The sequence below is a fragment of the Luteimonas suaedae genome (assembly GCF_008312895.1).
GTDB classification, from domain to species: Bacteria; Pseudomonadota; Gammaproteobacteria; order Xanthomonadales; family Xanthomonadaceae; genus Luteimonas; species Luteimonas suaedae.
This window is the reverse complement of sequence record NZ_VSSP01000004.1, coordinates 52,264-77,010: the sequence shown is the minus strand read 5'-3', so window position 1 is coordinate 77,010 and position 24,747 is coordinate 52,264. Positions and strand designations below refer to the sequence as shown.

Genomic DNA, 24,747 nt, shown 5'->3' with positions numbered 1-24,747 from the left:
GCCCGCGTTGTACCCACACCCACCGGAGGACTGCCATGCGAATCCTGCCCATCCTGTTGACCGCGCTGCTGCTGGCGGTACCCGCACGACCGGTCGCATCGCCGGCGGTAATCAGCCCCGAAGCGGCGGTGCGAGCGGACTTCGAGGCCCTCAGCGCGGGCGACCTGGATCGGCTGGTCGGCCTGTTCGCCGAGGACATCCACATGTATCGCCTGCCGACCGACGCGCACACGCTGGTCGGGGCGCGCGTCGATCAGATCCGCGATCGCGCCGGGCTGCGCCGGCACCTCGAGGTCCCGTTCGCCAACGGCGACGTCGCCCGGCATGAAGTCATCGACATGCTCTCGCTGGGTGAACTGGTCGCGGTGCGCGTGGCGATCCACGCACACGAGGACGCACCTGCGGATCACGCACTCACCGTGTTCCGGGTAAGCGACGGCCTGATCCAATCCATCTGGCACGTGGCGAAGGAGGCCGCTGCGCAGCCGCAATCCGGCGCCGCGGCGAAGGCGGTGATCCAGCAGCTGGCGGAGGCCAACAACCGCGGCGACGTCGATGCGTTCCTCGCACTGTTCGCGGAGGATGCGCGCAACTTCCATTTCCGTCGCGACCCGGAGCGGCTGGGCGGCGGCCCATCGGCGAGCGTCACCGATCATGCCAGCCGCCAGCGCGTGTTCCGCGAGATATTCGCACAGGGTGCGCCGGTGCAGGTCACGACCGTGGCGAGCGTGGCGCTGGGCGAATGGGTGGTGGCGCAAGACGAAGCCGTCAAACCCGACGGCAGCATTCTCGACGAGCTATCGATCTATCGCGTGCGCGACGGCCGGATCATCGACGACTGGTACGTCGCCGAACAGCCGCGGCAGTAGTCACGGGCTCACGTCATGCCGATGGCCTGACGCATTGCCGCAAGCGCCTGCAATCACGTCGCCCGCGCCCGCGCGGGTATCGATCCCTGCTGCCCGGCCTCCCATGTCGAACGCATCCATCATCGCCATTGCCTGCCTGTTCGCCTGTCCGGGCCTGGCCAACGCCGCGCTCGTCATCGATGGCCGCCCGGACGAAGCGGAATGGGAGAACGCCCACCGCTACGCCGATTTCCGGGTCGTCGTTCCCTACACCCTGGGCGAGCCGACACTGCCAACCGAGGCGCGGCTGTTGTCGACGCCGGACGGCATCGCCGTGGCGTTCATCAATACGCATTCGCCGGACGTTCCCCGCCTGAAACCGCGCCTGGAGCGCGACCAGAGCCGGGCGTCCGACCAGGTCAACTTCATCATCGACTTCGATGGCGACGGCAGGGTCGGGTATGGCTATTCGGTGCTGCTGTCCGGATCGATCGCGGACTACGTCGTCACCAACGAGACCAGCTTCAACTACGACTGGAACGGCGACTGGCGCAGCGCCGTGCACGAAACCGACGAGGCCTGGACGGTCGAGATGCTGATTCCCTGGTCGGCCGTCACCATGCGCGGTAGCGCCACGCCCTCCCGCCTGGTCAAGGTGCATTTCGACCGCGTCCTCGGCGCCACCCGGGAGCGGTCCGGGGCGCCGCCCGCGGCGGCCTCGCGTGGACGCTTCGTGTCGGACTTCGCTTCGCTGGAAATCCCGCAGTACCGTCGCGCCTCGTTCCACGTGTTCCCGTACCTGACCGCGCAGCAGGATTTCGTCGACGACGACCGCGACTACAAGCTGGGCGCCGACCTGTTCTGGAAACCGTCGTCCGGCTTCCAGCTCAGCGCCGCGCTCAACCCGGACTTCGGACAGGTCGAGGCCGACGAGCTGGTCGTCAATTTCGACGCGATCGAAACGCTGTTCACCGATCGCCGGCCCTTCTTCACCGAGAACCAGGGCTTCTTCGACCTGCACACGCCGGACGACGGGCAGTTGGTCTACACCCGCCGCATCGGCGGCGCGTCGGACGACGGCTCCGGCCGTGCGGCCGATATCGATGCCGCCCTCAAGGTGAACGGCTCGTTCGGTTCGCTCGGCTACGGTGCGCTCGCCGCGCAGGAAGCCGACGACACCGGGCGTTCGTTCTACGCCGCGCGCCTGCTGCGATCGCTGGGGCCGGCCCTGAGCGTGGGCTGGCTGGGCACGTACGTCGGGCGCCCGGCGCTCGATCGCGACGCTAATGTCCAGGCGTTCGACCTGAGCCTGTGGCCGGACCCGCAGTGGCGGGTCGATGCGCAGCTGCTGACCAGCGCGGTGAAGACCGGAGAAATCTCCATCCGCGGCGACGGCGCCTGGGCGCGGGTGAAGTGGACGCCGACCGACGGCTGGCAACACGAGGTGGAGGCCTTGCACTTCGGCAGGGACCTGGATTTCAACGACATGGGGTACCAGCGCCGCCCCGGCCTCAACCAGCTCCAGGCCACGACCGAGTACGTGCATCGCGCCGCGGCCGGAAGTGCGCGGCTACGGGCCACGCGCTGGCGCGCGAAGGCGCAGGCGCGCAGCAACGACGACGGCGAGGCGCTGCCGGGAACGCTGCGCCTGACCCAGACAAGCGACTTCCGCAGCGGCGCCTCGCTCCAGTTCGACCTCACCCTGGAAAGCGCCGGCATCGATGACCTGATTTCGCGCGGAAACGGCGACTGGGAGCGACCGGCGCGCCAGCGGCTGATCGTCACCCATCGCACGCCGGTGCAACGGCACTGGCAATTGCGCAGTGAACTCCATGTGTTCGAGGCGGGACTCGGCGGCACCGCAGTCGGCGAGAAGTTCATGCTCGACTGGTTTCCGCGCGACGATTTCAACCTGCAGCTGCGGGTCGAGCCACTGCATCCGGGCGACTGGCTGGTGTGGGAGCATGGCCGCGAGTTCGGGCGCTATCGTCGGCGCATGCATATCTATGGCGTCGACGCCAACTGGTTCCCGGGCCGGAAACACGAGTTCCGCCTCAAGGCGCAGTGGCTCGCCGTCGATGCGCGCGAGGGGCGACGCTACCGCCTCGATGACGGCACCCTTGCCGCCACCGGCGAGCGCCTGCCGGACTTCGCCGTGAATTCATTCGGCCTGCAACTGCGCTACCGCTACGTGTTCGCACCGCAGTCTGACCTGTACCTCGTCTACTCGCGTGGCGGCACGCTGGCCACCGAGGGCGATCCGCGGTCGAGCTTCGATCTGCTCGAAGCGGCGCTGCAGCTGCGCGATGCCGATCAGTTCCTGGCCAAGCTGCGTTTCAGGTTTTGATTGGGAATGACATGGTCATGATTGATCCGACTTCCGCCGCGATCCACAAACATGGCTTATGCATGGGGGTCGATTTTGGCGTTGTCCGGCCTCGTGCCCGGGCCTAGGCTTCGCGTCATGACACTGGCTTCGGCAAGCTCCAGATTCGCCTGTGCGATGCTCGCGCTCGTGCTGGTACCGGCCAGCAGCGGCGCAGCGTTCGCTCAGACGGCGCCGACGCCCGAACAAGTGGTGCTGGCCCATGCCGAGGCCTGGAGCAACGGCGACCTGCCGGGCCTGCTCGCTCTGGTCGCCGACGACGCCCGCAGCTACGAGCGACCCACCGATCCATACAAGCTCACCGGCGAGTTGTCGGACACGATCGGCAGCAAGGACCAGCTGGCGGCCTACTTCAGGGCGATCTCCGCCAAGCCGATGGCGCGCGAGACGGTCGCCGAGATGGCGGCCGTGGGCGACGTGATCATCGCGGCGGGGGTGTCCACCGATCCGCAGGACGATGCATCCGGCATGCGGTTCCTGACCGGATATCGTGTCCGCGACGGCCAGATCCATGATCTGTGGCATATCGCCTGGATTCCCGCCCAGGCGCCGGTCGGGCCCGACCCGGCCGAGGTGATCCGGCAGTTGATCGCCGCCAACAACGCGCGCGACACGGACCGCTTCCTCGTGTTGTTCAGTCCGGACGCGAAGCACTTCCGCTATTCCGACGACCCGCGCAAGCTCGCAGACACGCCGCCCGAAATGCTGGGCGATGCCGCCAGCCGCGAAACGTTGTTCCGCCATTATTTCGCCGGCGCGCCGGCGCAGGTCGAAGCCATCAAGCTGTTTTCGGTGGGCGACCTGGTGGTCGAGCAATCACACCTCACCGGTTTCTCCGATGCCCCGGAAAGGACCGTCAATCGGGCTTTCATTTATCGCGTCCGCGACGGACGCGTCACGGAGCAATGGCTGCTCGGCGAAGACATCCTCGAAACGCCGGCGTCTGGCGCGATGCGTCCATCGCTCCCCGCACCCGGCTTGCGGGCCGCGCGCCCCGGCATGGCGCGTTCTGGCATGCCCATCATTACTCCAGGAGTGCCGTCATGCGAATCCCGGTCCTGCCGTTGATCGTCCTGCTGCTGGCCGCGCTGCCGGCGTCGCCGACGGTCGCCAGCGCGATAACCGCGGCCAACGACACCGAAGCCGTGGTGCTGAAGGATTTCGAAGCCTTGAGCGCCGGCGACGTGGAGGGCCTGGCCGCCGTATTCGCGCCCCGGATCGAGATCTATCGCCTGCCGACCGAAGCGCACACGCTCGTCGGCCCGCGTTCGGACAGGATGCGCACGCGCGAGGAGCTGCGTGCGTACTTCAAGGCGGCGTTCGTCGCGCAACCGCCGATGCGCCACGAGGTGCTCGAAATGGTCTCGCTGCATGATCTCGCGGTCGTGCGCGTCGCGATCCACATGCCGGACGGCGCGCCGCCCGAACATGCATTCACCGCCTTCCGCGTGCGCAACGGCCTGATCGAGGGCATCTGGCACATCGCCCGCGAGCCGGCGGCCGCACCGCAATCCGGCGCGGCGGCCAAGGCCGTGATCCGGCAGCTTGGGAACGCCAACAATCGTGGCGATGCCGACGCGGTCGTCGGGCTCTATCACCCGGATGCGAAACACTTCCACGCCCGCCGCGATCCTGCAAAGCTGGGCGGCGCTCCTCCCGCGCGCGTCATCGACGAGGCCAGCCGCAGGCGCTTCTACCGTGAACTGTATGCCGAGGGACCTCGGTCGCAAGTCGACCTCGTCGACAGCGTGGCGCTGAGCGAATGGGTGGCGACCCGCGAACGCTACACCGACCCCGACGGCTCGCCGCGCGATCACCTGACCATCTATCGCGTGCGCGACGGCCTGATCATCGACGAGTGGCATCTGGCTCCGTGACGCTTCCGCCTAGGGACAAAGGGAGCCGAGGTTTCCTGACGCGGCGGCTGCGGCGGTTCGCGCCCGGCCGGTCCTGACGCGCTAAGCTGCGTGCATCGGCGGCCGCCGCGCAGATATTCCGGTGCCGGAATTCGAGATCAGCCCGCTGCTGGACACCGGTACGCTCGCGGTGAAGAACGTGTGCTGTCGCGGCAGCTGCCGCCATCGCAGCGCCGAGGAATGCGCGGCCGCCACCCATCTGGTGTTTCCTACCGCGGCCTTTACCTGCGCCACGTCGGCGGCGACCAGTCGGTAGCCGACGCCAACCACGTGCTGTTCTTCAACGCCGGCGAGGGCTACCAGGTCAGCCACCCGGTCATCGGCGGCGACGCCAGCCTGGTGCTGTCGATATCGCCGGCGCTGCTGCGCGAGCTGGCGCCCGCCGCGCTGCTGCACCGGCGCGAGGAACCTGGCTTCCGCGTGCAATCTCTGCGCATCGACCCGCGCGCCCAGGCGCTCGTCGCGCTGCTGCGCCACGGCCTGCACCACGGCGGCATCGAGCCGCTGCAAGCCGAAACCCTGGCGCTGACCCTGATGTGCCGCAGTCTGGGGCCGCGCACCGCCCACGCCACTGCCGCCACCCGGGCGCGCCGGCGGTTGGTGGACCGGGTCAAGGTGCTGCTGGCCAGCGAGGTGGGCCGGCGCTGGAGCCTGGCGGAAATCGCGGCCGAGATCGGCGGATCGCCGATCTACCTGACCCAGGCTTTTCAGCAGGTCGAAGGCCTGCCGCTGCACCGCTACCACCTGCGGCTGCGACTGGCGCGCGCCCTGGATCTCGTCGTCCGCTGCGAGGACATCTCGGCGCTGGCGCTCGACCTGGGCTTCTCCAGCCACAGCCACTTCACCGCGGCATTCAAGCAGGCCTACGGCCGCACGCCGTCCGCGTTTCGCGAATCGGCGCTGGCCTAGAGTGCCTGACCGCCGCCGATCGCTAAAGATTTCGACAGCGCCAAGCCGCTCGCGATGATCTCCTGGGCACGCCCGGATTGACGGGCACGAACGGAGAACGTCATGAACGAAAAGACCTGCGCCGCCTGCGACTACCCGCTGGACGGCAATGCCATCGAAGTGACCGTCGGCGGCCACGTCGTCGAGGCGTGCTGCGAGGAATGCGCGCAGAAGCTGAGGGAAGCCGAGGCGCGCAGGTGATCGATGCACGCGGATCCTTCGGCACGCGCAAGACCCTGGCCGCGCGTTCGGGCGCGGTCATCCAGGTCGAACTCGGTGGCGGTGCAGCCGCCCCGTTCGTCCATGGCGATGCCTCCGCGCCCGGGGCGATGGCGCCGGGTGACGCATGAGCCACGGAATGCCAGCGGAACCGGAGCGGCCGGCAGGATCGTCGGCGACGGTGGCCGTCTACGGCGCGTATGGCCATACCGGGCGCTTCATCGTCGCCGAGCTGTTGCGCCGCGGCCGCACGCCGATCCTCTGCGGCCGCGACGCCGCCAGGCTGGAAGCCATGGCGGTGCGGTTTCCCGGTCTCGAACGGCGGGTGGCGGCGGTCGATGATCCGCGCTCGCTGGATCGCGCGCTGGACGGGACGGCCGCCGTCATCAACGCCGCCGGTCCCTTCCTCGATACCGCCGAGGCGGTGCTCGAAGCCGCATTGCGCGCGCGCATCCATTACCTCGACACCAGCGCGGAGCAGCGCGCGGCGTTCGCGGTGCACGAACGCTTCGGCGCTCGCGTGCGCGAAGCGGGCGTCGTTGCGCTGCCATCGGTGGCGTTCTACGGCGCGCTGGCCGACCTGCTCGCCACCGCCGCCCTCGGTGACTGGCCGGACGCGGACGCCATCGACATCGCGGTGGGCCTGGACGGCTGGCATCCCACGCGGGGGACGCGCGTGACCGGCGAACGCAACCACGGGAGGCGCTGGGTGGTCGAGGGCGGCGCACTGCGCGTCGCGCCGGATCCGCCACCAATGCGGACCTGGAAATTTCCGCCGCCTTTCGGCACGCAGGAAACGGTGTCGCTGCCCCTGTCCGAGATCGTCGCCATCGCCCGCCACCTCCGCTGCCCGGAAGTGCATGCCTACATGAACCTGGCGCCATTGCATGACCTTCGCGATCCGGACACGCCGCCGCCGATAGCGGCCGACGAGCGCGGACGTTCCGCGCAGACGTTCGCCATGGACGTGCAGGTGCGCCGACAGGGGCGGATGCGTCGCGCCATCGCGCAGGGGCGTGACATCTACGCGGTCACTGCACCTTTGATCGTCGAGGCGCTGGACCGCGTGATGGCCGGAGAGACGCCGGGGCCCGGCACGCTCTCCACCGCGCAGGCGTTCGACGCCCGCGATTTCCTGACGGCGCTGTCGCCGGAGCACTTCTCGGTCTTCTTCGAGACCCGGACCTGAAGAGCGTCCCCGCATGCCCGGCTGAAAGCCTGTCAGCCGCGATTCAGTCCGGCAGCACCGTGACCGCAACGATTTCAACGACGATATCGAGCTGCGCAAGCGCCGCCACGCCGATCACCTCCGAGGGCGGCGGGTTGTTGTCGCTGCAGTGCTTCGGGCAATGCTCGGCAAAGAACTCGTCCATCACGTCCAGGCGATAGTTCGGAGAGCCCAGAACGCCGCCATCGGGAAACGGCCCCCTGACGAAGATGGCCAGCCTGATGAGATGCTCGAGCGCGCTGCCGAGTTCCTCCAGGTCCGATTTGATGTTCGTGAGGACCGCGCGCCACTGCGCCGCCGCATCGCCGACGAAACCACCCGTCCTGCCGGCCGGCTTGTAATCGTCGGCGGTCGCTGTGTTTCCGCAAAGGCTCCAGCGGAGCATGGCCCGTCCCTATCGCAGCGAGAAGTCGCGCCACCGGCGTCCAAGGCCTGGCGGAGCAGTGGTCAACGGGGCGATCCGAATCCCGACACACTTGTCACTCCCACCCTTCGAGTACTCGACGCTAGCGTATGCCGCATGCCCGGCAACAACCGACAGCATCGAGAAAACCGGAGGCTCTGAAATGAAGACGTGCACAATCCAGACACGTGAAAACCGGCTCGCAAGCGCCTCTCTCGTCGCAGCCGATTGGGTCTGCCTCGCGGCCGCGCCGGCCTTCGCAACGATGGCGCTGTTGACGGCCATTTCCAGCGGCGGCTCGCACGGGATGACGGGCCCCACCGCGCACGGCGCGTCCCCGCTCGACGGAATGGCCTTGATGTACCTGCTCATGAGCGCCTTCCACACGGCACCGTGGCTGAAGCTGGTCTCCCGCCGCCGGAGCGGCGCCGGCGGCCGTGATCCGGCGTTAGCCGATCGATCTGCAATCCGCACGGTCGAGGGCGGCTCCCATGACGCGGAACCGGCAGCGCGTTTCCCTGAGCGTCGTCGCACGGAAGCGACTTCAACTTCAACGCATCCTTCACCGAGGAACAACAGCGCGCAGGCAACATGGAATGCAACTTCCGGCGCGACGACCCGATGATGGAAGCGGGCACGGCAGCGACGTTCCATCCCTACGATACGAAAGATCGACAGATCCGGAGGTTGCGATGACCACGACTACATCATCCATGAACGGCCAGAAGAAAGGACAGCACGCCATGAACACGCCACCCATCGTGTCGCCGCAAGAGTGGGAGGCTGCACGCGAGCAGCTTCTCGTCAAGGAAAAGGCCCTGACCCGCGCCCGCGACGCGCTGGCCGCCGAGCGGCGGCGGATGCCGTGGGCTGCCGTGGAAAAGACGTATGCCTTCGACGGGCCCGCGGGCAAGGCGAGCCTGCTCGACCTGTTCGAAGGCCGCCGCCAGCTGATCGTCTACCGCGCGTTCTTCGAACCCGGCGTGCACGGCTGGCCGGAGCATGCCTGCATCGGCTGTTCCCTGGTGGCCGACCAGGTCGCCCACCTCACCCACCTGAACGCGCGCGACACGACCCTCGTGTTCGCCTCGCGCGCACCGCAGTCCGACATCGCGCGCCTGAAGGCGCGGATGGGCTGGGAAATTCCCTGGTACACCATCACCGACAGTTTCGACGCCGACTTCGGGGTCGATGAATGGCACGGCCACAACGCGTTCATCCGCGACGGCGACCGCGTGTTCCGCACCTACTTCATCAACAATCGCGGCGACGAGGCGATGGGCACCACCTGGAGCTACCTCGATCTGACGGCGCTCGGGCGCCAGGAGACCTGGGAGGACTCGCCGGAAGGCTATCCCCAGACCCCGCCGTACAAGTGGTGGAACTGGCACGACAGCTACGTTCCCGGCGCTGCGCCCGACCCGAAGTGGGTCGAGGTGTCGGACGCCGCAGACGCCGCCTTGCAGAAGCGCGACGGCTAGTCCGGCAAGGCGCGAAGCAAGCCGCCGGACGTATCGACATGTGATACCAGGATGAAGCCGACCCGGTCGGCTCAGGCGGTCGCCGCGTGACGCGCCGGTGCCGGGCGCCAGCCCAGCACGCGGGCAGGCAGGAACAGGACCGCCTGCAGGAATGCGAACAGGGCCGAGAAGGTGATGCCGATCAGACGGAACGGCAAGGCGAGCAGCCAGGCGATCGGCCAGAGCACCAGCGCCAGCAGGGCCAGCGGCCAGCACAGGACAAAGAGGATGCACCAGGCAACGACTACGATCAGCGTCTTCATCTCAGTCTCCCTGCGGCCTCGTGCGCGGCGCCGGTCTTGGCGTCGGCAGGAACAGGTTGCGGACCCCGACCGTCGTTGGCAACCGACGTGCGACGAACCCCTCGGAACGGCCGACCAGCCGGAAAATATAGCGACGGGAGGATACCCGGCCAGAAGCGGGGCCAGAGTGGAGTGGCGCTTACTTAAGCGCCCGTCTCTCGATGGCAGGTCGTCGTCGCTCCGTGCTTGTCGAGCCCCTGTCCAGCCTGCCCCGCCGCCGGGCGGACGGACCGAAGCTGCCGACAGGCTTGCCGACCGCCACGCGGATGTTTATGTTAGCACTTACGTAAGTATCGCCGGACATCGCCATGAGCTTCCTCTCGGTCCAGGGCACCCTCGCCCTCGCCAGTCGCCTGAAGGTCATCAGCGAGCGCAGCTACGACCTGATCGATCAGGTCTACCAGGAGCACGGCATCGGCCTGCAGGCGCGCTGGTTCCCGGTGCTGCGGCTGTTGCAGGAGCGTGGGCCGCTGAGCGTGGGCGAGATCGCCCGGGAGATCGGCCTGACCCATTCCGCCGTCAGCCAGCTGGCCACCAAGCTCACCCGGGCCGGCCTGCTGCAGCGCGAGCCCGCTCCCAGCGACCGCCGACAGCGGGTGCTGGCGCTCACCGAACGCTGCGAAGCCGAACTCAAGGCCGCGCGACCGCTGTGGCAGGCCATGCGCGACACCGTGGAGCACCGGATCATGGACATCGGCGTGGACCTGCTCGACGCACTGTCGCGGTATGAGACCAGCCTGGACGAACAACCGCTGCCGGCCGAAATCGCCCAGCGGCTGCGCCAGCGACAGGCCGCCCAGGTGCGCATCGTGCCGTTCGCGCCGGAATGGCGCGGAGACTTCTACCGGATCAACGCCGAGTGGCTGGCGAAGTACTACCGGATCGAGCCGATCGACCACGCCGTGCTGTCGGAGCCGGAGAAACACGTCCTCGAGCCGGGCGGCGCGATCCTGATCGCCCTGGTCGGCGACGAGGCGGTCGGCACCTGCGCGCTGATGGTGGATGCGCCCGGCGTGTACGAGCTCACCAAGATGGCCGTCACCGAGCGCCACCAGGGCCTGGGCATCGGCCGCAAGCTGATGCAGGCCGCGATTACCGAGTTCCAACGGCTGGGCGGCCGCGAGCTGTTCCTGGAATCGCAGAAGCGCCTGCAGCCGGCGCTGCGGCTCTACGAAAGCGCGGGCTTCGTGCTGCAGCCGGGGGTGAAACCCGGCACGCATTACCAGCGTGCGGACGTCTACATGATCTACCGCGAGCAGCGGAACGGCGGCGCGTAGCGCAGCGTGGTGGGCGGCAGGTCCGCCCATCGGCGTTATGCGCTACTCGAGGCGATGGAAACCGATGCGAGAAGCAGCGCGATTGTCTTCATGATCCTCCCCTGTTGCGGCCAGGATGCAGCCTGTCGCGCGGGAGGCCGCCGATCAACCGCCATGCGACGAAACGGCCGAAGGAGCGGGCTCCAGCCCATCGCGTGGCCGTCCGGGTCGCCGCCGGGGTGGTGCGGTGGGCCCAGGGCCCGCCCTATCGGGGTTGGCTATCGGGTGGGCCTTTGCCCACCGCATGGCCGTCACGCCCCCCGAAGCGTTTGGCGGACGATGCCGCCGCCTTTGCGCGCTCGACTTCGCGGTTCTTTGGCGGCACCACGGTGGTGAGCGAATCGATCAACGTTCGCGCCGCATCGGTCACCTGTGCGACGGCATGCTCGAACGCGGCTTCGTTGGCCTTGGACGGAGTATTGAAACCACTCAGCTTGCGCACGAACTGCAGCGCGGATGCGCGGATCTCGTCCTGGGTGGCGGGCGGTTCGAAGTTGTACAGCGTGCGGATGTTCCGGCACATGGGATCCTCCAGCGTGTCTGGGTTATCAATGCGACGGATGAGGCATGGCGCGATCGACACGACGCGCGACACACCGTCAACGCAACCATACGGGCCCAAGGCCCATCGTATAGTTGGCCCCCGGCCCACGGTATAGCCATCGCGGATCGTCGCCCGGGTGTGGCGGCGGGCCTCGGCTCACCGCAAGGCCGCGACATCTTTCCTCTTCCGGTCACGGCGGCCTGGCCCCGGGGTGGATTGAAAACCCCGCCCAGCGCGCGCATCTGTATGGAACGGCGCCGCTTTCGGGCCGCCATCCCCGTACTGCGACGGAGCATGAACATGGCCAACTACAGGAAGACCGAGGAAGCCATCGCCCGGCTGACCCCCGAGCAGTTCCGCGTGACCCAGCAGAACGGCACCGAGCGGCCCGGCACCGGCGAACACCTCGACAACAAGGCCCCGGGCATCTACGTCGACATCGTCTCGGGCGAGCCGTTGTTCGCCTCCTCGGACAAGTACGAATCGGGATGCGGCTGGCCCAGCTTCACCAAGCCGATCGAACCGGCCAACGTCAACGAACTCGGCGACGACAGCCTCGGGATGAAGCGCGTCGAGGTGCGTTCCGCGCACGGCGACAGCCATCTCGGCCACGTGTTCCCGGACGGCCCGCCCGACCGCGGCGGCCTGCGCTACTGCATCAACTCGGCCTCGCTGCGCTTCGTGCCGCGCGAGCGCATGGAGGCGGAAGGCTACGGCGCCTACCTCGACCAGGTGGAGGACATCCGATGACGACCGAACGCGCCGTGCTTGCCGGCGGCTGCTTCTGGGGCATGCAGGACCTGATCCGCCGGCTGCCGGGCGTGGTCTCCACGCGCGTGGGCTATACCGGCGGCGACGTCGAAAACGCCACCTATCGCAACCACGGCACCCATGCCGAGGCGATCGAGATCACCTACGACCCGGCGAAGACGAGCTACCGCGCCCTGCTGGAGTTCTTCTTCCAGATCCATGACCCCACCACGCCCGATCGCCAGGGCAACGATCTCGGCCCGAGCTACCGGTCGGCGATCTTCTACGTGGACGACGCGCAGAAGGCCGTCGCCGAGGACACCATCGCCGACGTCAACGCCTCCGGCTTGTGGCCCGGCACGGTGGTCACCGAAGTCGCGCCGGCGGGCCCGTTCTGGGAAGCCGAGCCGGAGCACCAGGACTACCTGGAACGCTACCCGGACGGCTACACCTGTCATTTCGTCCGGCCCGGATGGGTGCTGCCGCGCCGGGGCGCGGCGACGGAGTAACCGCGCACGCGCGCGCCATCGCTTCCGGCGCGACATCGCCGTGTGGGTCGCGAGGCGCCTCTTGACCCGCGCCGGGGAATTTGTGACAGTGCTTATATATAAGCGCTGTTGAGGCTCTATGAACGCCACCCTGGGCACCCGCCTGCGCCATCTGCTGCAGCTGCTCGACGGCGGCGTCGAGCACAGTTACACCGCCGCTGGGCTGCCCGGCTACCGCCCGCGCTATACCCCGGTCGTCCGCGCGCTCCAGGCACACGGGCCGCTGACCATCCGCGCCCTGGCCGAGGCGGCCGGGCTCAGCCACTCCGCGCTCAGCCAGACCGTGGCGCAGATGGCGCGGGCCGGCTGGGTATGCACCGAGCCCGGCGCCGATGCACGTTCGAAGCGGATCTCGATGTCCCCGGCCCTGCTCCAGGCGCTGCCGCTGCTGACCCGGCACTGGCGCGCCACCGCACGGGCCGCCGCCACGCTGGACGAGGACATCGGCGCCTCGCTCGCCGACGTCGCCGGCGCCGCCATCGCCGCGCTGGAGCAGCGCCCCTTCGAAGACCGGATCCAAAAGGCTCTGTCCAGGCAAGGAAACAAGTAAATGGCACTGCATCGCTTCCTGATCGCGGCGGCCCTGCTGGGCGCGTCGATCGTCGCCGACGCCCGGGTACGCGAGGGCAATGCCGCCATCGTCGAACGGGTGGCACAACTGATCGAGGACGAATACGTCGACCCCGATCTGGGCCGCACCATCGCCGGCGCGCTGCGCCGGGAGCTGGCGGCCGGTACCTACGCGGCATCCTCCGACGAGGCCCTGGCCGCCGCGCTGACCGCCACCATCCGCGGCATCTCCGGGCCGGGACATCTGTACGTCGAGGTCGACCGCAAGCCCGCCGCGGCCGGCGAGGACGCGGACGCGGATGCCGACTTCGACCGCCGCGAGCGCGAACGCTACTACGGGCCGCAGCTGAACTTCGGGTTCCGCAAGGTCGAGCGGCTGGACCACAACATCGGCCTGCTCGAGCTGAGCGTGTTCGCCCCGGTCGACATGGGTGGCGACACCGCGGTGGCCTCGATGCGGTTCCTGGCGCACACCGACGCTCTGGTGATCGACCTGCGCGCCAACGGCGGCGGGCACGGCGAAATGGCCAACCTGCTCAGCTCCTACCTGTTCGACGGCGGCCATCACCCCCTGAGCGGGGTCTACGCACGCAAGACCGGCGAGACGACCCGACAGCACACCCACCCCTACGTGCCCGGTCCGCGCTACGGAGCGGACAAGCCGGTCTACGTGCTCACCTCGCCGCGCACCTTTTCCGCGGCGGAAGCGTTCACCTACGACCTGCAGGCGCTTGGCCGAGTGACCGTCGTCGGCGAGGCATCGGGCGGCGGCGCCAACCCGTTCGAGTACCGCAGCGTCGGCCGTGGCCTGATGCTGTGGCTGGAGACCGAGCGCTCGGTCAACCCGCTCACCAACGCCAACTGGCAGACGGTTGGCGTGAAACCGGACGTCGCCGTGCCGGCCGAGGCGGCGCTGGAGACCGCCGTGGCGATGGCGCAGGAAGCGCTGGCGCGCGCGCGCGAGTAGCGGCGCGACCGCGGGCCTCGCCAGATGTGCTCCGGACCGTGCGGCCGGCGCGCCGGCCGCCGCCGCAATCGAACCTGGCGGGAGTGGCGCGGAATGCGAACAGCGCTGCGCACCGGAAGCCGTTCGCGACGATTCCTGGATGGAAACACGCGCGCCCGGTCTGCCGCCTGGCCTTGGGACTGACGAAGGTGGGCGGCCGCTGGCTGATCGCCCACGAGCATCACGCCGTCCCGCACGTGCTCGAACCTCTGGTCGGGGAGTGAACCTGGCTATTCGGCCTTCCGCCAGCTAGCGCAACCATCCGCGCGTGCGGACGCTGCGCGCGTACGACCACAGCGCCAGCGCGACCAGCAGCAGGGCCACCGGCACCGCCAGCGCCGACGCATGCAGCGCATCGCGCATGGCCAGGACGGCCGGTACGGCGGTGGCCTGCACGGCCGCGGCGCCCAGCGACACCAGCAGCATCGGCGCCGCCCAGCGTCGGCGCACCAGCAAGGCGATCGCGCCGGACAGCCCGGTGACCACCGCGACCCCGAACGCCAGGTCGATCCACGCCGGCATTTCGGCCGCCGCCGCCGCGGCGCCGCCGACCTGCGCGGCCAGCTCCGGCGTCATCGCGATCCGCACCACGAACAGCGTCACCCCGAGCAGGTTCCACGCCGCCGCCAGTACCGCGATAACGTGGTGGCGCAGCGGCACCCCGGATTCGGCAGTGGCCGGCATCGACGACTCCTTGCGGTCAGGGACGTTTTTCTGTCCGACCGTAACGCAGCGGCTGCGACGCCGGCGTGTGGATCACACCCGTAGTGCCTCCTGGTAACCAAGGCTTCCTGCCGCAGAAGGCATGGACGACGTCCCCTGGAATCCCGTCTGAAAATCGCCCCGGCACGAATGGCACTTACTCGACCAGAAACATCTAGCCTGTCATTCCCGCGAAGGCGGGAATTCAAGGCCGTTGATTTTCGTTGGCTTGACGTCCATGGATTCCCGCCTTCGCGGGAATGACGATGCCTAAGTAAGCGCCATTTGTGCCTGGCGCCATTGCCTATGTGGACGTGGTCGGGCACACGAGCGACCCGTCGCTGCGTATTCCGCCCTGCAGGCCCCTATACGTTGTCCCGTCTCGACTCTCACGAATCATCGCGCGCTGGCGCAGTGGGCACCGATGCCTCGATCACCCTTTCTCTCGACCTGCTTTCCTCACTCCTGTTCCCCTATGACCGGATCGGGCGGAGTGTCCGGCTCCGGCGGAGGCGGCGTGTCGGTCGGGGTGCCGGGCAGATAGAAGTTCACGCGGTCGAACAGGCTGCTGTAGAACGCCTGGTTCTGTACCGTGTTGCTGCCGACCCGCACGAGGTTGGCGTTGCTGCCGCCGATGGGGATCGGCAGCGACACAGAGCCGATCATGCTGACGCCGACGCTGGCCGAACTGGATTGGGCCTTGAGCGCGTAGCGCTCCTGCACCGCGTTGATGAACACGATCGAGCCACCGTCCGCCTTCGGCACGCAGGTGGTGCGGACGGCAAGCTGGGTGTGGATGTCGGACTCGGGCTGGAAGTTCTTGGTGGCCTCCACCGTCTCCGGTGCAATCCGGCCGATCAAGTAGCCTTGCCCGAGCAACGCGCGGCGCGCGGCTTCGCAGGCAACGGCCGGCGCCACCGGGTAGCTGCGTGAATACGTGTCCTCGGCGCCGAACACCTCGCCCAGGGGCGGCGCCTGCGACTTGCTGCGGTTCGAGCTGCAGGCAGCCAACGACGTCGCCAGCACGACGGCGAGCGCGATGGGTCGATGAAATCGCTTGGCGGAGGGCATGGAAGGAACGCGCGATCTCGGGGGACACCGAGTGTACCGGCGACGGCGTGCAAGCCGACTGAACGTGCTGTTGCGCGGCAGGTCGTCCTCTATCCCTAATTTTCCCGCAGCCTTAAGTTTTCCTCGCCAGCTCGCTGATCCAGTTGGGCTCCCAGGTCGCGCCGCCATCCGCCGATGAGGATTGTTCCCAACGCGCCGAGCGCGCGGTGATGTGCGACCAGACCACGCGTGTTTTGATCGGCCGGCCGTCGAGCGTGTCGTCGCCGATGAAGGTGCCGACGCCGTCGGCGAACCCGCCGCGCGTCGGCGGCGCGATGGTCGACGGCGTGCGGCTGTCCAGCCACCAGCTCGACCACAGCCTGGTGCCGGGATCGAAGGAGCGAAGCCCGATCCCCCGGATCGTCCCGCTGGGCAGATTCATGACGTTATCGCCGACATTGCCTTTCCCGCCGAGCACCGGCCAGTTGACCAGTGTGCCGTCGAACGTGTCCCAGTCGTTGCTGCCGACCAGCCGTCGCCTGAGGCGCCGGTGCCGCACGTCCCAGCTCCCGACCAGGAAATCGAAGTCGGACGGCGCGTCGGCCAGCAACGGCAGCGGCGTCGGCGCGGCGTCCGTGCGCGTGAAATAGTTTCGCCAGTTGATTTCCCAGCTCGCACCACCGTCGTCGGAGAACGCCTGCTCCCACCATGGCCGCACACCGTGGATGTCCTGCCACCGGAACCGCATCGTGATCGGCCGGCCCTTGAACGTGTCCCGGCCGAAAAAGGTGCCGACGTCGCCTTCGAAGCCGCCGACGACCGGCGGATCGATACGGGTCGGATGACGTCCGTCGAGCCACCAGATCGACCATTGACCCGTGCCCGGATCGAACGCGCGCAGGGTCAGTCCGCGATAGGAACCACCAGGCAGGTCGACCACGTTGTCGTCGATCGTACCCAGGCCGTCCATGGCGAGCCATAGCACGCTCCTGCCCGGGAACTCTTCCCAGCGCGTGTCGCCGACCAGGCGCTCCTTCAAGCGGCGGTGCCACACGTCCCAGCTGCCGACCAGCCAGTTCCAGTCGCGCGCGGCGCCTCGGCCGGCCGCGCCACCAGCCATGCCGTGGCGACCGGATCGCGCCGCGGCCAGTGCAGGCAGGCCAAGGGCGGCTCCGCCGCCCGCTACCGTCAGCATCTTGATGAAATCACGCCGCGAGTAAGGGGGAGGCAGGTGCCGATTCATGGGCGGTGTCCTTGATGTGGTTGCGGGAAAACCTGCCCGGATGGTGGTGGACCCGGGGGTCGTTGACCATTCGAATCCCAGCCCTCAGGCTAAGTCAGACTTATGGTCAGCAAGCGCCCGCTTCCGTCCCTTGTGTCAATCCGGGCCTTCGAAGTCGCGGCTCGCCTCGGCAGCTTCGCCAAGGCGGCGCAGGAGCTCGATACCACAGCGGCCTCGGTGAGCTATCACGTGCGGCGCCTGGAGGAACAGATCGGCGTGCGCCTGTTCTTGCGCCATGCCCAGCACGTCGAGCTCACCGACCCGGGCAGACTCGTCGCGCGGGAGGCCACGAACGCCTTTGCCGCCCTGCGCGCCAGCTTTATCAAGGCCGCCGACGCGGACGAGGCCCGGCTTTCATTGACGACGCTGCCGACCCTCGGCACGAGCTGGCTCACGCCGAAACTTGGCAGATTTCGCCTGAAGCACCCGGAGATCGTGCTCGACATCGACCTGTCGCCGGAGGCCCAGGACCTGGGCGCGGGCCGTTTCGACGCGGCCATTCGCAATGGATACGGCAACTGGCCCGGACTGCGCGCGATCGAGCTGTTCCCCAGTATCTTCATGCCGCTGTGCGCACCCGGCCTGAAGGCGGCGGTAGCGGGCATCGCCGATCCACGTCGCCCACTGGACGTTCCGCTGCTGGGCCGCGACGACTGGTGGACGCTCTGGTACCGCGCGCTGGGCTTCAGCGATGTCGCATTGCCTGGCAGCTTCGGCACCCGCTTGTCGGCCGAGTATCTCGATATCGCCGCGGCGGCGGCCGGTCACGGCGTCGCGATCGGGTCGCCCATCCTGTTCCAGAGTGAGATCAAGGCCGGCCGGCTGGTGCCGGCGCACGATTTCGTCGCCGGCGACGGCAGATCGTTCTGGTTTACCTTCCCCGTCGCTCGACAGCACAGCGGGAAGGTCGCCAGGTTCCGCGACTGGCTGTGCGACGAGGTGGAACGCGACCTCGACGCCGCCCGCGCCTTCACCCGCAGGGCGCGGATCATGGAACCATGAGCATCGCTCAGAGCCGCCGGACGAACGCGCCGATCAACGCGGCGCATTCGTCCGCATGGGTCTCCAGCAGGAAATGCGGGCCGTCGAGGATGTGCGCTTCCATGCGCGGCAGCGCCCGCATCCAGGAGAGGGTTTCGTCGAGGTCGAAGAAGACATCGTGCCGCCCCCACAGCATCAGCGCCGGCGGTTGCCGGCGATCGAGGTAGTCGGCGATTTCTCCGAATCGCGCGGCATGGTTGCGGTAGTCGAGCACCAGCGCACGGTGCATGTCGATCCGGCCGGGAAGCGACATGATCCGCCAGTCCTCCTCCCACAGCCGGGAATCGAGACGCGCGGCGATGTCCGGCGGCACGTCGCCCACGTACTGGTAGCGGACCCCTTCAAAGTTCAGATGGGCGGTCGCCTCGGCCTCGTGCTTCGGGTTGGGGTCGGCCCAGTAGGCCCGGGTGGCCGCCCACCCCGGCCCCATTCCGCTCTCATGGGCATTGGCGTTCTGGACGATGAGGCTGCGGATCCGCCGCGGCGCGCGCGTGGCCAGGTACAAGCCCACCACCGCGCCGAAATCGTGAAGATAGAGATGGAAGGATTCGACGCCGAGCTGCGTCAACAACCCCTCGATCACATCGGCGAAGCGCGAGAACGTCGGCGGCTCGATCGGCTCGGAAGCGCCGAATCCCGGCAGGTCCGGGGCGATCACGAAGCAGTCCTGCGCGAGCGGCCCGATGACGTTCCGGAACGATTCCGAGGAACTCGGAAACCCGTGGAGCAGGAGCAGCGCCGGCTGCTCCCGGTCGCCCGCCAGGCGAACCGCCATTTCGACGCCTTCGATCCCGAACTTCGCCAGTTCCGGCCTTGTCATTGCAACGGACTCCTTCGATGCCTTCGAATGACCCGCGGCAGACGCGAGGCGTGCCTGCGCCCGCCCTGGGGCGATCCTGCGATCCATGTGCGTGACCCGACTTCATCGTCGGACGCAAGGCGGCAATGCCACGTGAAACGGCGCGGTCGTCGGGTGAGCAGCGATAGGCGGTGGGCCAAGGCTCACCCTATAACCCGAGGCTGCGGCCTCGGCCACCTCGCCCAAGCCGATCGCCGGAAGCAATGCGCCAGGACATCCGGCGCCGGCATCCGTTGAGGCTCGTCGAAGGGCGCGGGAGATCGACCAGGCGGCAGACTGCCTGTCGATCCCGATGCGGCTCGTTCGTCATCAAGACAAAGGCAACCCGCAGATGATGATGACGATCGTGAACACCCAGGACCCGGAAGTCCCCAAAGCGAGCAGCCGTGAATGGCTCGGACTTGCCGTGCTGGCACTGCCCTGCCTGCTCTACTCGATGGACCTCACCGTCTTGAATCTTGCGGTGCCGAAGCTCAGCGCAGCGCTGCAGCCGACCGGCTCCGAGCTGTTGTGGATCGTCGATATCTACGGATTCGTGCTCGCCGGCGCGCTGATACCCATGGGCGTGCTCGGCGATCGCTTCGGTCGACGGCGGCTCCTGATGATCGGCGCAGCGGCGTTCGGTTGCGCATCGGTCCTGGCCGCGTTCGCGCCCAGCGTCGAAACGCTGATCGCGGCGCGCGCGCTCCTCGGCCTGGCGGCGGCGACGCTCGCCCCTTCGACCTTGTCGCTGCTTCGCTGCATGTTCCTGGATCCGAAGCAGCGCACCTTCGCGATCGGCGTCTGGATCGCCAGCTTTTCCGCGGGAGGCACGATCGGACCGCTGGTGGGCGGAGTGCTGCTCCAGTTCTTCTGGTGGGGCTCGGTATTCCTGATCAACGTCCCGGTCATGCTGTTGCTGCTCGTCATCGGCCCCAGGCTGCTCCCGGAATTCCGAAACCCGCAGGCTGGCCGGCCGGACATCTCGAGTGCCGCATTCTGCATCGCCGCGGTCCTGACCCTCATCTACGGGATCAAGCGCATCGCCGAGCACGGTACGGATTGGACGGCGGCGACATCGATCGTCGCGAGCCTCCTGATCGGAGCCGTTTTCTTGCGTCGACAGCGCCGTCTGACCGAGCCCTTCATCGATCTCGACCTGTTCCGGACGCCGGCGTTCAGTGCAGCCCTGGCGATCAACATCGTCGGCTTCTTCGTTGCGTTCGGCAGCTTCCTGCTGATCGCCCAGTATTTCCAGCTTGTGATCGGCCTCTCGCCGCTCGTGGCCGGGTTGTGGTCGGCGCCGTCGGGCGTGGCGTTCGTCGCCGGTGCGATGCTCACGCCGCGTATCGTGAACCACGTCAGACCGCCCCGCCTCATCGCGATCTGCTTCGTGGTCGCCGCGATGGGTTTTGGCCTGCTGACGCAAACCGGGACAGAACACGACCTGGCGGTGGTGGCCACGGCGTACGTTCTATTCTCCATCGCACTGGCCCCGGTATTCACCCTCGCATCCGACCTGATCGTGAGCACCGCCCCGCCCGAACGGGCGGGTGCGGCGGCGGGCATCTCGGAGATGAGCAGCGAACTGGGGGGCGCCCTGGGCATTGCACTGCTGGGCAGCATGGTCACCATGATCTATCGCGGCGCGATGACCGGCGCTGTTGGCGGCAACCTGCCGGGGGAAGCCGTTGAAGCCGCACGCGGCACCTTGGCAGGCGCGCTCTCGATGGCCGAGGCGCTGCACGAGCCGCTCGGCGCCGCCTTGATCCACGCCTCGCGCAGCGCTTTCGTCGAAGCCTTCCAGGCAGCCGCCCTGGCGTCCACCGCGATCGCCCTGATCGCAGCGGCAGCGACCGCGCTGTTCCTCGACCGGCAGCCGCAGCCTGGCCCTGATATCCCGGCCATGTCGAAGGGAACCGCGTCGTGAGCGACAATCGGATGCGCACACAGATCGAACAATGGGCAAACGCCGCCTGGTCGAGGTGTAGCGAGCTGCGCGGCGCTGGTATCGCGGACGTGAACCGGGCGCCTGTGACAAGTCGAATCCGCATCCACGGAACAGCAACGTCTGACGGCAGGCGTCACTATCGGGGACGTGGACCTGACCTCAGGCTCCGGCAGACTGGCCAGGGCCCGGGCATGCGCACGGTCACCCGGTGTCGATTCCGGTCCCGGCCGTTCGACGTCATCACAAACAGGCGGCATTCCCGCCAACCCGCCAAACGATCCCACCCATGACCCTCCAACCCGACAAGGAGCCCGCAATGCCCAAGATGATCTTCGTGAACCTGCCCGTGACGGACCTCGCGGCGTCGATGGCCTTCTACAAGGCCCTCGGTTTCGAGAACAACCCGCACTTCACCGACGAGACCGCGGCGTGCATGGTCTGGAGCGAGGCGATCAACGTCATGCTGCTCACCCACGACAAGTGGCGCACGTTCACCAGCCGGCCGATCCCGCCGCCGACTTCGAGCGAGGTGCTGCTGGCGCTGTCGTTCGACAACCGCGAGGCGGTCGATGCCGCCAACCAAGCCGCCGCCGCAAACGGCGGCACCGCCGACATCAATCCCGCCCAGGACCTCGGCTTCATGTACAACCGCAACCTGGCCGACCCAGATGGGCACGTCTGGGAGGCGATGTGGATGGATCCGTCGGCGATTCCTTCAGACTGATCTTCCGAGCACCGGCCCCTGGAAACGGGGGCCGGAACAGGGATCAACGTGGACTTCCCTTGGACCCGCAAGAAAGTCGGCTCTGCCTCCTGTTTGACGCCGCCGCTTCGTAGGAGCGCGCCATGCGCGCGATACCGGCGACGTCTCCGGTCCTGGTCGGCGGCGGTCCCGCCGCGAACCGGAAGGCGCGCCGGTAGACGGAACCGCGTGGCGGCTCAATGCCCGCGGCATCGCGCGCATGGCGCGCTCCTACGGATCTCTGAAACCGGAGTCAGCGTGGACTTTGCCGTTCTCAAGACTCACAAGAAGGTCGACTTTGACCCGTGTTTGGTGCCGCCGCTTCGTAGGAGCGCGCCATGCGCGCGATACCGGCGACGTCTCCGATCCTGGTTGTCGGCGGTCCCGCCGCGAACCGGAAGGCGCGCCGGTAGACGGACTCGCATGGCGGCTCAATGCCCGCGGCATCGCGCGCATGGGCGCGCTCCTACGGATCTCCGGCGGTGTGCCGGAGCCGACCGGCTGATGCCTTGCCGTGTCCACGCAACCAGGCAAAAGCACTTTAGGTAAGCGCCATCCGTTCCCCGGCATGTTCCCCGCTTACTCCGCGGCCGGCGCCAGCGAGCGCATGCCGCCGGGCGTGGAGACAACATCGAGCAGCGCCGCCGTCTCCGCATCGGGAACGCCGGCGATGTCCGTGGGCCGGTACTTCATCTGGAACGTGCTGAGTACGTCCCGCGTGGCGTCGTCGAGCTCGCCGCCGCGCGGGACGCGATAGCCCACGGCGGCCAGGCGCTCCTGGAACCAGGCGATCGCGGGCAGCGGATTGCGCTGGTGGAAGGCCAGCCGCTCGGCGACCTGGGTGGCATCCGGCCAGAGGATCAGGCCGGCGTCGGCCAGCTGTCGCCACGGGAACCGCGGGCCGGGATCCTGCTTGCGGCCGGGCGCCACGTCGGCATGGCCCAGCACGTGGTCCGGGCGGATCCCGTGCCGCGCCACGATCTCCCGCGCCAGCCGGATCACCGTGTCGATCTGCGCCTGCGGGTATGGCGCGTACACCCGCCCCGCCGGGGTGTCGGTGTAGCCGGGATTGACGATCTCGATCCCCACCGACGATGCATTGAGCGGTGTCGTGCCCGCCCAGTAGCTTTCGCCGGCATGCCGCGCCAGCCGGCCCTCCTCGACCAGTCGGTAGACCCGGACCGGATCGTCGCGCACCAGGTAGTGCGCGGAGACGCCCGGCTCGGTGCCGGTCAACAGCCGCAGCGACTCGTCGAAATCCGCCACCGTGTAGTGCAGCACCAGGAACTGCACGCGACTGGCCTGCACGGCGGCCTGGTGGCGGGTATCGATTCGCAGCGGAGAGGTCGCGCAGCCCGCCAGCAACAGCGCGGCCGCCATGGCGAGCAGTCGGGAGCGCAGGAATGGCATCGAATCGGCCCGGTTCTTCGAAGCAACGCACTGTGCCTGCAACGCACGCGCGGGTCGAGCCGATGCTTCGTCGCGGGAGGACGGCAGTGGGTGATCCGACACTGGCGCAGCATCCGGCTTCGATGGTCGCCGCCGACCGCACTCCGGCGCCGTTCGCGGCTTGCTGCGGCCGCTGCTCATGATTTCCGCACGGCGGCGGCACGCATGCGGATCCTGTGCGCCCCCAATCGTCTGCCGGAGTTCGCTATGAGTGTCTTTCGCCGTCCCCGCCTCCGTTCGCTGTTTCGCCTGGCCCTGGCCGCGGTCGCGCTGGCGGCTGCCGCGTCCGCACAGGCCGCGCCGGAGCGCTTCCGCGATCTGCAAATCGAAGTCATCGGGGAGGGCCGTCCGGTGGTGATGATTCCCGGCCTCAACAGCGGCGCGGACACCTGGACCGAAACCTGCGCCGCGCTGCGGGCCGACCGGGTCCAGTGCCATATCGTCCAGTTGCCGGGTTTCGCCGGGCTGGAGCCGATCGAGAGCGAAGCGTTTCTGCCGGAGATGCGCGATCGCCTGCTCGCCTACCTGCGCGAGGGCGGCCTGGACCAGCCGGTGGTGATCGGCCACAGCCTGGGCGGCTTCCTCGCCTTGCAGATGGCGATCGCCGCGCCGGATGCGATCGAGCGCCTGGTGATCGTCGACTCGCTACCGTTCATGCCGGCCGCAATAAACCCGCAGGCTACGCCGGAGAACAGCAAGGCGGTGGCCGAACAGATGCGTCAGAGCGTGCTGCATGGCGACCGCGACTCGGCGCAGTACCGCCAGATGATGTCGGTGTTCTCGCGCTCGCCGGAGCGGGTCGAGACCATCGTCGAGTGGGGCCGGGCCAGTGACCGCGCCACCGGCGCCAAGGCGATGTACGAGTTGATGACCACCGACCTGCGCCAGCAGCTGGACGCAATCAAGGTGCCGACCCTGGTGCTGTCGTCCTGGGCCGGTTACGCCCACTACGGCGTGACCGAGGAGATGAGCCGCGGCATGGTCCGCAACCAATTCGCAAACCTCCAGGGAGTCCACATCGAACTGAGCCGCGACGGCTATCATTTCCTGATGTGGGATGATCCGCAGTGGCTGCAGGCGCAGGTGCGCGAGTTCATCACCAACGCGCGATAACCGCCGCGGCGCGGCTTTGCCCGGACCGGCGAGGCCGCACCGAGCCTCGTCGGGACCTAGGCGCATGAGCCCTCA

At 68.1% G+C, this 24,747-nt stretch carries 27 protein-coding genes; 19 read left to right on the top strand and 8 right to left on the bottom strand.

Features of this window, described 5'->3' with window-relative positions:
- Positions 1-35: 35 nt before the first annotated feature.
- From FXO19_RS08090 to FXO19_RS08065, 8 genes are all read left to right on the top strand, one after another.
- Positions 36-869, top strand: a complete 834-nt coding sequence (locus tag FXO19_RS08090) for a nuclear transport factor 2 family protein (RefSeq protein ID WP_149194574.1) — start codon at positions 36-38, stop codon at positions 867-869.
- Between the two features lie 103 nt (positions 870-972).
- The gene (locus FXO19_RS08085) at positions 973-3,195 is read left to right on the top strand and encodes a DUF5916 domain-containing protein (protein WP_149194573.1); all 2,223 of its coding nucleotides are present in this window, start codon (positions 973-975) and stop codon (positions 3,193-3,195) included.
- A gap of 81 nt (positions 3,196-3,276) precedes the next feature.
- On the top strand, positions 3,277-4,302 hold the full coding sequence (locus FXO19_RS08080; protein WP_187775693.1) for a nuclear transport factor 2 family protein: 1,026 nt from the start codon (positions 3,277-3,279) through the stop codon (positions 4,300-4,302).
- Complete coding sequence (locus tag FXO19_RS08075) at positions 4,278-5,111, top strand: nuclear transport factor 2 family protein (protein ID WP_187775692.1); 834 nt, start codon at positions 4,278-4,280, stop codon at positions 5,109-5,111. Before FXO19_RS08080 ends, FXO19_RS08075 begins: the two co-directional genes overlap by 25 nt.
- 219 nt (positions 5,112-5,330) lie before the next feature.
- On the top strand, positions 5,331-6,059 hold the full coding sequence (locus FXO19_RS08070) for a helix-turn-helix transcriptional regulator (RefSeq protein ID WP_255516347.1): 729 nt from the start codon (positions 5,331-5,333) through the stop codon (positions 6,057-6,059).
- Positions 6,060-6,161: 102 nt separating this feature from the next.
- Complete coding sequence (locus FXO19_RS19200; protein WP_187775691.1) at positions 6,162-6,299, top strand: hypothetical protein; 138 nt, start codon at positions 6,162-6,164, stop codon at positions 6,297-6,299.
- Positions 6,296-6,448 carry a hypothetical protein gene (locus FXO19_RS19195; RefSeq protein ID WP_187775690.1) on the top strand — a complete coding sequence of 51 codons (153 nt, stop codon included), beginning with the start codon at positions 6,296-6,298 and terminating at the stop codon, positions 6,446-6,448. Before FXO19_RS19200 ends, FXO19_RS19195 begins: the two co-directional genes overlap by 4 nt.
- Positions 6,449-6,456: 8 nt before the next feature.
- The gene (locus FXO19_RS08065) at positions 6,457-7,506 is read left to right on the top strand and encodes a saccharopine dehydrogenase family protein (RefSeq protein WP_149194570.1); all 1,050 of its coding nucleotides are present in this window, start codon (positions 6,457-6,459) and stop codon (positions 7,504-7,506) included.
- Positions 7,507-7,549: 43 nt separating this feature from the next.
- Here the strand turns inward: FXO19_RS08065 and FXO19_RS08060 are convergent, their stop codons facing one another.
- Complete coding sequence (locus FXO19_RS08060; RefSeq protein ID WP_149194569.1) at positions 7,550-7,930, bottom strand: RidA family protein; 381 nt, start codon at positions 7,928-7,930, stop codon at positions 7,550-7,552.
- A 181-nt stretch (positions 7,931-8,111) separates the two neighbouring features.
- Between FXO19_RS08060 and FXO19_RS19415 the strand changes: the two genes are divergently transcribed.
- Both FXO19_RS19415 and FXO19_RS08045 read left to right on the top strand, forming a co-directional pair.
- Positions 8,112-8,573, top strand: coding sequence for a hypothetical protein (locus FXO19_RS19415; protein ID WP_223115458.1), 462 nt, complete (start codon positions 8,112-8,114; stop codon positions 8,571-8,573).
- A gap of 118 nt (positions 8,574-8,691) precedes the next feature.
- A complete protein-coding gene (locus tag FXO19_RS08045) occupies positions 8,692-9,429 on the top strand; it encodes a DUF899 domain-containing protein (RefSeq protein WP_149194568.1) in 738 nt (245 codons plus the stop codon).
- Between the two features lie 71 nt (positions 9,430-9,500).
- On the opposite strand, the gene FXO19_RS08040 is transcribed toward FXO19_RS08045, so the two are convergent.
- The gene (locus tag FXO19_RS08040; RefSeq protein ID WP_149194567.1) at positions 9,501-9,731 is read right to left on the bottom strand and encodes a hypothetical protein; all 231 of its coding nucleotides are present in this window, start codon (positions 9,729-9,731) and stop codon (positions 9,501-9,503) included.
- A 347-nt stretch (positions 9,732-10,078) separates the two neighbouring features.
- Here FXO19_RS08040 and FXO19_RS08035 point away from each other — a divergent pair, with 347 nt between their 5' ends.
- Entirely contained in the window at positions 10,079-11,047 is a 969-nt protein-coding gene (locus FXO19_RS08035) for a bifunctional helix-turn-helix transcriptional regulator/GNAT family N-acetyltransferase (protein WP_149194566.1), read from the top strand.
- A 244-nt stretch (positions 11,048-11,291) separates the two neighbouring features.
- Here FXO19_RS08035 and FXO19_RS08030 read toward each other — a convergent pair whose 3' ends face one another.
- A complete protein-coding gene (locus FXO19_RS08030; RefSeq protein WP_255516346.1) occupies positions 11,292-11,669 on the bottom strand; it encodes a DUF2277 domain-containing protein in 378 nt (125 codons plus the stop codon).
- A 261-nt stretch (positions 11,670-11,930) separates the two neighbouring features.
- Between FXO19_RS08030 and msrB the strand changes: the two genes are divergently transcribed.
- The 4 genes from msrB to FXO19_RS08010 all read left to right on the top strand — a co-directional run bounded on the left by msrB (position 11,931) and on the right by FXO19_RS08010 (position 14,465).
- Entirely contained in the window at positions 11,931-12,380 is a 450-nt protein-coding gene (gene msrB, locus FXO19_RS08025) for a peptide-methionine (R)-S-oxide reductase MsrB (RefSeq protein ID WP_149194565.1), read from the top strand.
- Positions 12,377-12,889, top strand: a complete 513-nt coding sequence (gene msrA / locus FXO19_RS08020) for a peptide-methionine (S)-S-oxide reductase MsrA (RefSeq protein WP_149194564.1) — start codon at positions 12,377-12,379, stop codon at positions 12,887-12,889. The genes msrB and msrA overlap by 4 nt, the downstream gene beginning before the upstream one ends.
- A gap of 118 nt (positions 12,890-13,007) precedes the next feature.
- Positions 13,008-13,478: a MarR family winged helix-turn-helix transcriptional regulator gene (locus FXO19_RS08015; protein WP_149194563.1), complete on the top strand. Its 471-nt coding sequence runs from the start codon at positions 13,008-13,010 to the stop codon at positions 13,476-13,478.
- Positions 13,479-14,465, top strand: coding sequence for a S41 family peptidase (locus FXO19_RS08010; protein ID WP_149194562.1), 987 nt, complete (start codon positions 13,479-13,481; stop codon positions 14,463-14,465).
- Between the two features lie 288 nt (positions 14,466-14,753).
- Here FXO19_RS08010 and FXO19_RS08005 read toward each other — a convergent pair whose 3' ends face one another.
- The 3 genes from FXO19_RS08005 to FXO19_RS07995 all read right to left on the bottom strand — a co-directional run bounded on the left by FXO19_RS08005 (position 14,754) and on the right by FXO19_RS07995 (position 17,499).
- Complete coding sequence (locus FXO19_RS08005) at positions 14,754-15,188, bottom strand: sugar transporter (RefSeq protein ID WP_149194561.1); 435 nt, start codon at positions 15,186-15,188, stop codon at positions 14,754-14,756.
- A gap of 477 nt (positions 15,189-15,665) precedes the next feature.
- Positions 15,666-16,277 carry a DUF2242 domain-containing protein gene (locus FXO19_RS08000; RefSeq protein ID WP_187775689.1) on the bottom strand — a complete coding sequence of 204 codons (612 nt, stop codon included), beginning with the start codon at positions 16,275-16,277 and terminating at the stop codon, positions 15,666-15,668.
- Between the two features lie 112 nt (positions 16,278-16,389).
- On the bottom strand, positions 16,390-17,499 hold the full coding sequence (locus FXO19_RS07995) for a twin-arginine translocation signal domain-containing protein (protein WP_149194559.1): 1,110 nt from the start codon (positions 17,497-17,499) through the stop codon (positions 16,390-16,392).
- Positions 17,500-17,601: 102 nt separating this feature from the next.
- On the opposite strand from FXO19_RS07995, the gene FXO19_RS07990 reads away from it, so the two are divergent.
- Positions 17,602-18,540, top strand: a complete 939-nt coding sequence (locus FXO19_RS07990) for a LysR substrate-binding domain-containing protein (RefSeq protein ID WP_149194558.1) — start codon at positions 17,602-17,604, stop codon at positions 18,538-18,540.
- A gap of 7 nt (positions 18,541-18,547) precedes the next feature.
- On the opposite strand, the gene FXO19_RS07985 is transcribed toward FXO19_RS07990, so the two are convergent.
- Entirely contained in the window at positions 18,548-19,399 is an 852-nt protein-coding gene (locus FXO19_RS07985; RefSeq protein WP_149194557.1) for an alpha/beta fold hydrolase, read from the bottom strand.
- A gap of 376 nt (positions 19,400-19,775) precedes the next feature.
- Between FXO19_RS07985 and FXO19_RS07980 the strand changes: the two genes are divergently transcribed.
- Positions 19,776-21,347 (top strand): MFS transporter, encoded by a 1,572-nt coding sequence (locus FXO19_RS07980; protein WP_149194556.1) that lies wholly within the window; start codon positions 19,776-19,778, stop codon positions 21,345-21,347.
- A gap of 307 nt (positions 21,348-21,654) precedes the next feature.
- Positions 21,655-22,092 carry a VOC family protein gene (locus FXO19_RS07975; protein WP_425481455.1) on the top strand — a complete coding sequence of 146 codons (438 nt, stop codon included), beginning with the start codon at positions 21,655-21,657 and terminating at the stop codon, positions 22,090-22,092.
- 597 nt (positions 22,093-22,689) lie between these two features.
- On the opposite strand, the gene FXO19_RS07970 is transcribed toward FXO19_RS07975, so the two are convergent.
- The gene (locus tag FXO19_RS07970; protein WP_255516345.1) at positions 22,690-23,520 is read right to left on the bottom strand and encodes an N-acetylmuramoyl-L-alanine amidase; all 831 of its coding nucleotides are present in this window, start codon (positions 23,518-23,520) and stop codon (positions 22,690-22,692) included.
- Between the two features lie 246 nt (positions 23,521-23,766).
- On the opposite strand from FXO19_RS07970, the gene FXO19_RS07965 reads away from it, so the two are divergent.
- Positions 23,767-24,672: an alpha/beta fold hydrolase gene (locus FXO19_RS07965; RefSeq protein WP_149194555.1), complete on the top strand. Its 906-nt coding sequence runs from the start codon at positions 23,767-23,769 to the stop codon at positions 24,670-24,672.
- Positions 24,673-24,747 lie beyond the last annotated feature (75 nt).

Coding starts and splice junctions, on each gene's coding strand:
- FXO19_RS19200 (WP_187775691.1), top strand. CDS start 6,162: ATGAACGAAAAGACCTGCGCCGCCTGCGACTACCCGCTGGACGGCAAT.
- FXO19_RS08000 (WP_187775689.1), bottom strand. CDS start 16,277: ATGCCCTCCGCCAAGCGATTTCATCGACCCATCGCGCTCGCCGTCGTG.
- FXO19_RS08035 (WP_149194566.1), top strand. CDS start 10,079: ATGAGCTTCCTCTCGGTCCAGGGCACCCTCGCCCTCGCCAGTCGCCTG.
- FXO19_RS08090 (WP_149194574.1), top strand. CDS start 36: ATGCGAATCCTGCCCATCCTGTTGACCGCGCTGCTGCTGGCGGTACCC.
- FXO19_RS08075 (WP_187775692.1), top strand. CDS start 4,278: ATGCGAATCCCGGTCCTGCCGTTGATCGTCCTGCTGCTGGCCGCGCTG.
- FXO19_RS07995 (WP_149194559.1), bottom strand. CDS start 17,499: ATGAATCGGCACCTGCCTCCCCCTTACTCGCGGCGTGATTTCATCAAG.
- FXO19_RS07985 (WP_149194557.1), bottom strand. CDS start 19,399: ATGACAAGGCCGGAACTGGCGAAGTTCGGGATCGAAGGCGTCGAAATG.
- msrA (WP_149194564.1), top strand. CDS start 12,377: ATGACGACCGAACGCGCCGTGCTTGCCGGCGGCTGCTTCTGGGGCATG.
- FXO19_RS08015 (WP_149194563.1), top strand. CDS start 13,008: ATGAACGCCACCCTGGGCACCCGCCTGCGCCATCTGCTGCAGCTGCTC.
- FXO19_RS08005 (WP_149194561.1), bottom strand. CDS start 15,188: ATGCCGGCCACTGCCGAATCCGGGGTGCCGCTGCGCCACCACGTTATC.
- FXO19_RS07975 (WP_425481455.1), top strand. CDS start 21,655: ATGACCCTCCAACCCGACAAGGAGCCCGCAATGCCCAAGATGATCTTC.
- FXO19_RS08010 (WP_149194562.1), top strand. CDS start 13,479: ATGGCACTGCATCGCTTCCTGATCGCGGCGGCCCTGCTGGGCGCGTCG.
- FXO19_RS08065 (WP_149194570.1), top strand. CDS start 6,457: ATGCCAGCGGAACCGGAGCGGCCGGCAGGATCGTCGGCGACGGTGGCC.
- FXO19_RS19415 (WP_223115458.1), top strand. CDS start 8,112: ATGAAGACGTGCACAATCCAGACACGTGAAAACCGGCTCGCAAGCGCC.
- FXO19_RS08070 (WP_255516347.1), top strand. CDS start 5,331: ATGCGCGGCCGCCACCCATCTGGTGTTTCCTACCGCGGCCTTTACCTG.
- FXO19_RS08045 (WP_149194568.1), top strand. CDS start 8,692: ATGAACACGCCACCCATCGTGTCGCCGCAAGAGTGGGAGGCTGCACGC.
- FXO19_RS08085 (WP_149194573.1), top strand. CDS start 973: ATGTCGAACGCATCCATCATCGCCATTGCCTGCCTGTTCGCCTGTCCG.
- FXO19_RS08060 (WP_149194569.1), bottom strand. CDS start 7,930: ATGCTCCGCTGGAGCCTTTGCGGAAACACAGCGACCGCCGACGATTAC.
- FXO19_RS08040 (WP_149194567.1), bottom strand. CDS start 9,731: ATGAAGACGCTGATCGTAGTCGTTGCCTGGTGCATCCTCTTTGTCCTG.
- FXO19_RS07990 (WP_149194558.1), top strand. CDS start 17,602: ATGGTCAGCAAGCGCCCGCTTCCGTCCCTTGTGTCAATCCGGGCCTTC.
- FXO19_RS07980 (WP_149194556.1), top strand. CDS start 19,776: ATGACGATCGTGAACACCCAGGACCCGGAAGTCCCCAAAGCGAGCAGC.
- msrB (WP_149194565.1), top strand. CDS start 11,931: ATGGCCAACTACAGGAAGACCGAGGAAGCCATCGCCCGGCTGACCCCC.
- FXO19_RS07965 (WP_149194555.1), top strand. CDS start 23,767: ATGAGTGTCTTTCGCCGTCCCCGCCTCCGTTCGCTGTTTCGCCTGGCC.
- FXO19_RS07970 (WP_255516345.1), bottom strand. CDS start 23,520: ATGCCATTCCTGCGCTCCCGACTGCTCGCCATGGCGGCCGCGCTGTTG.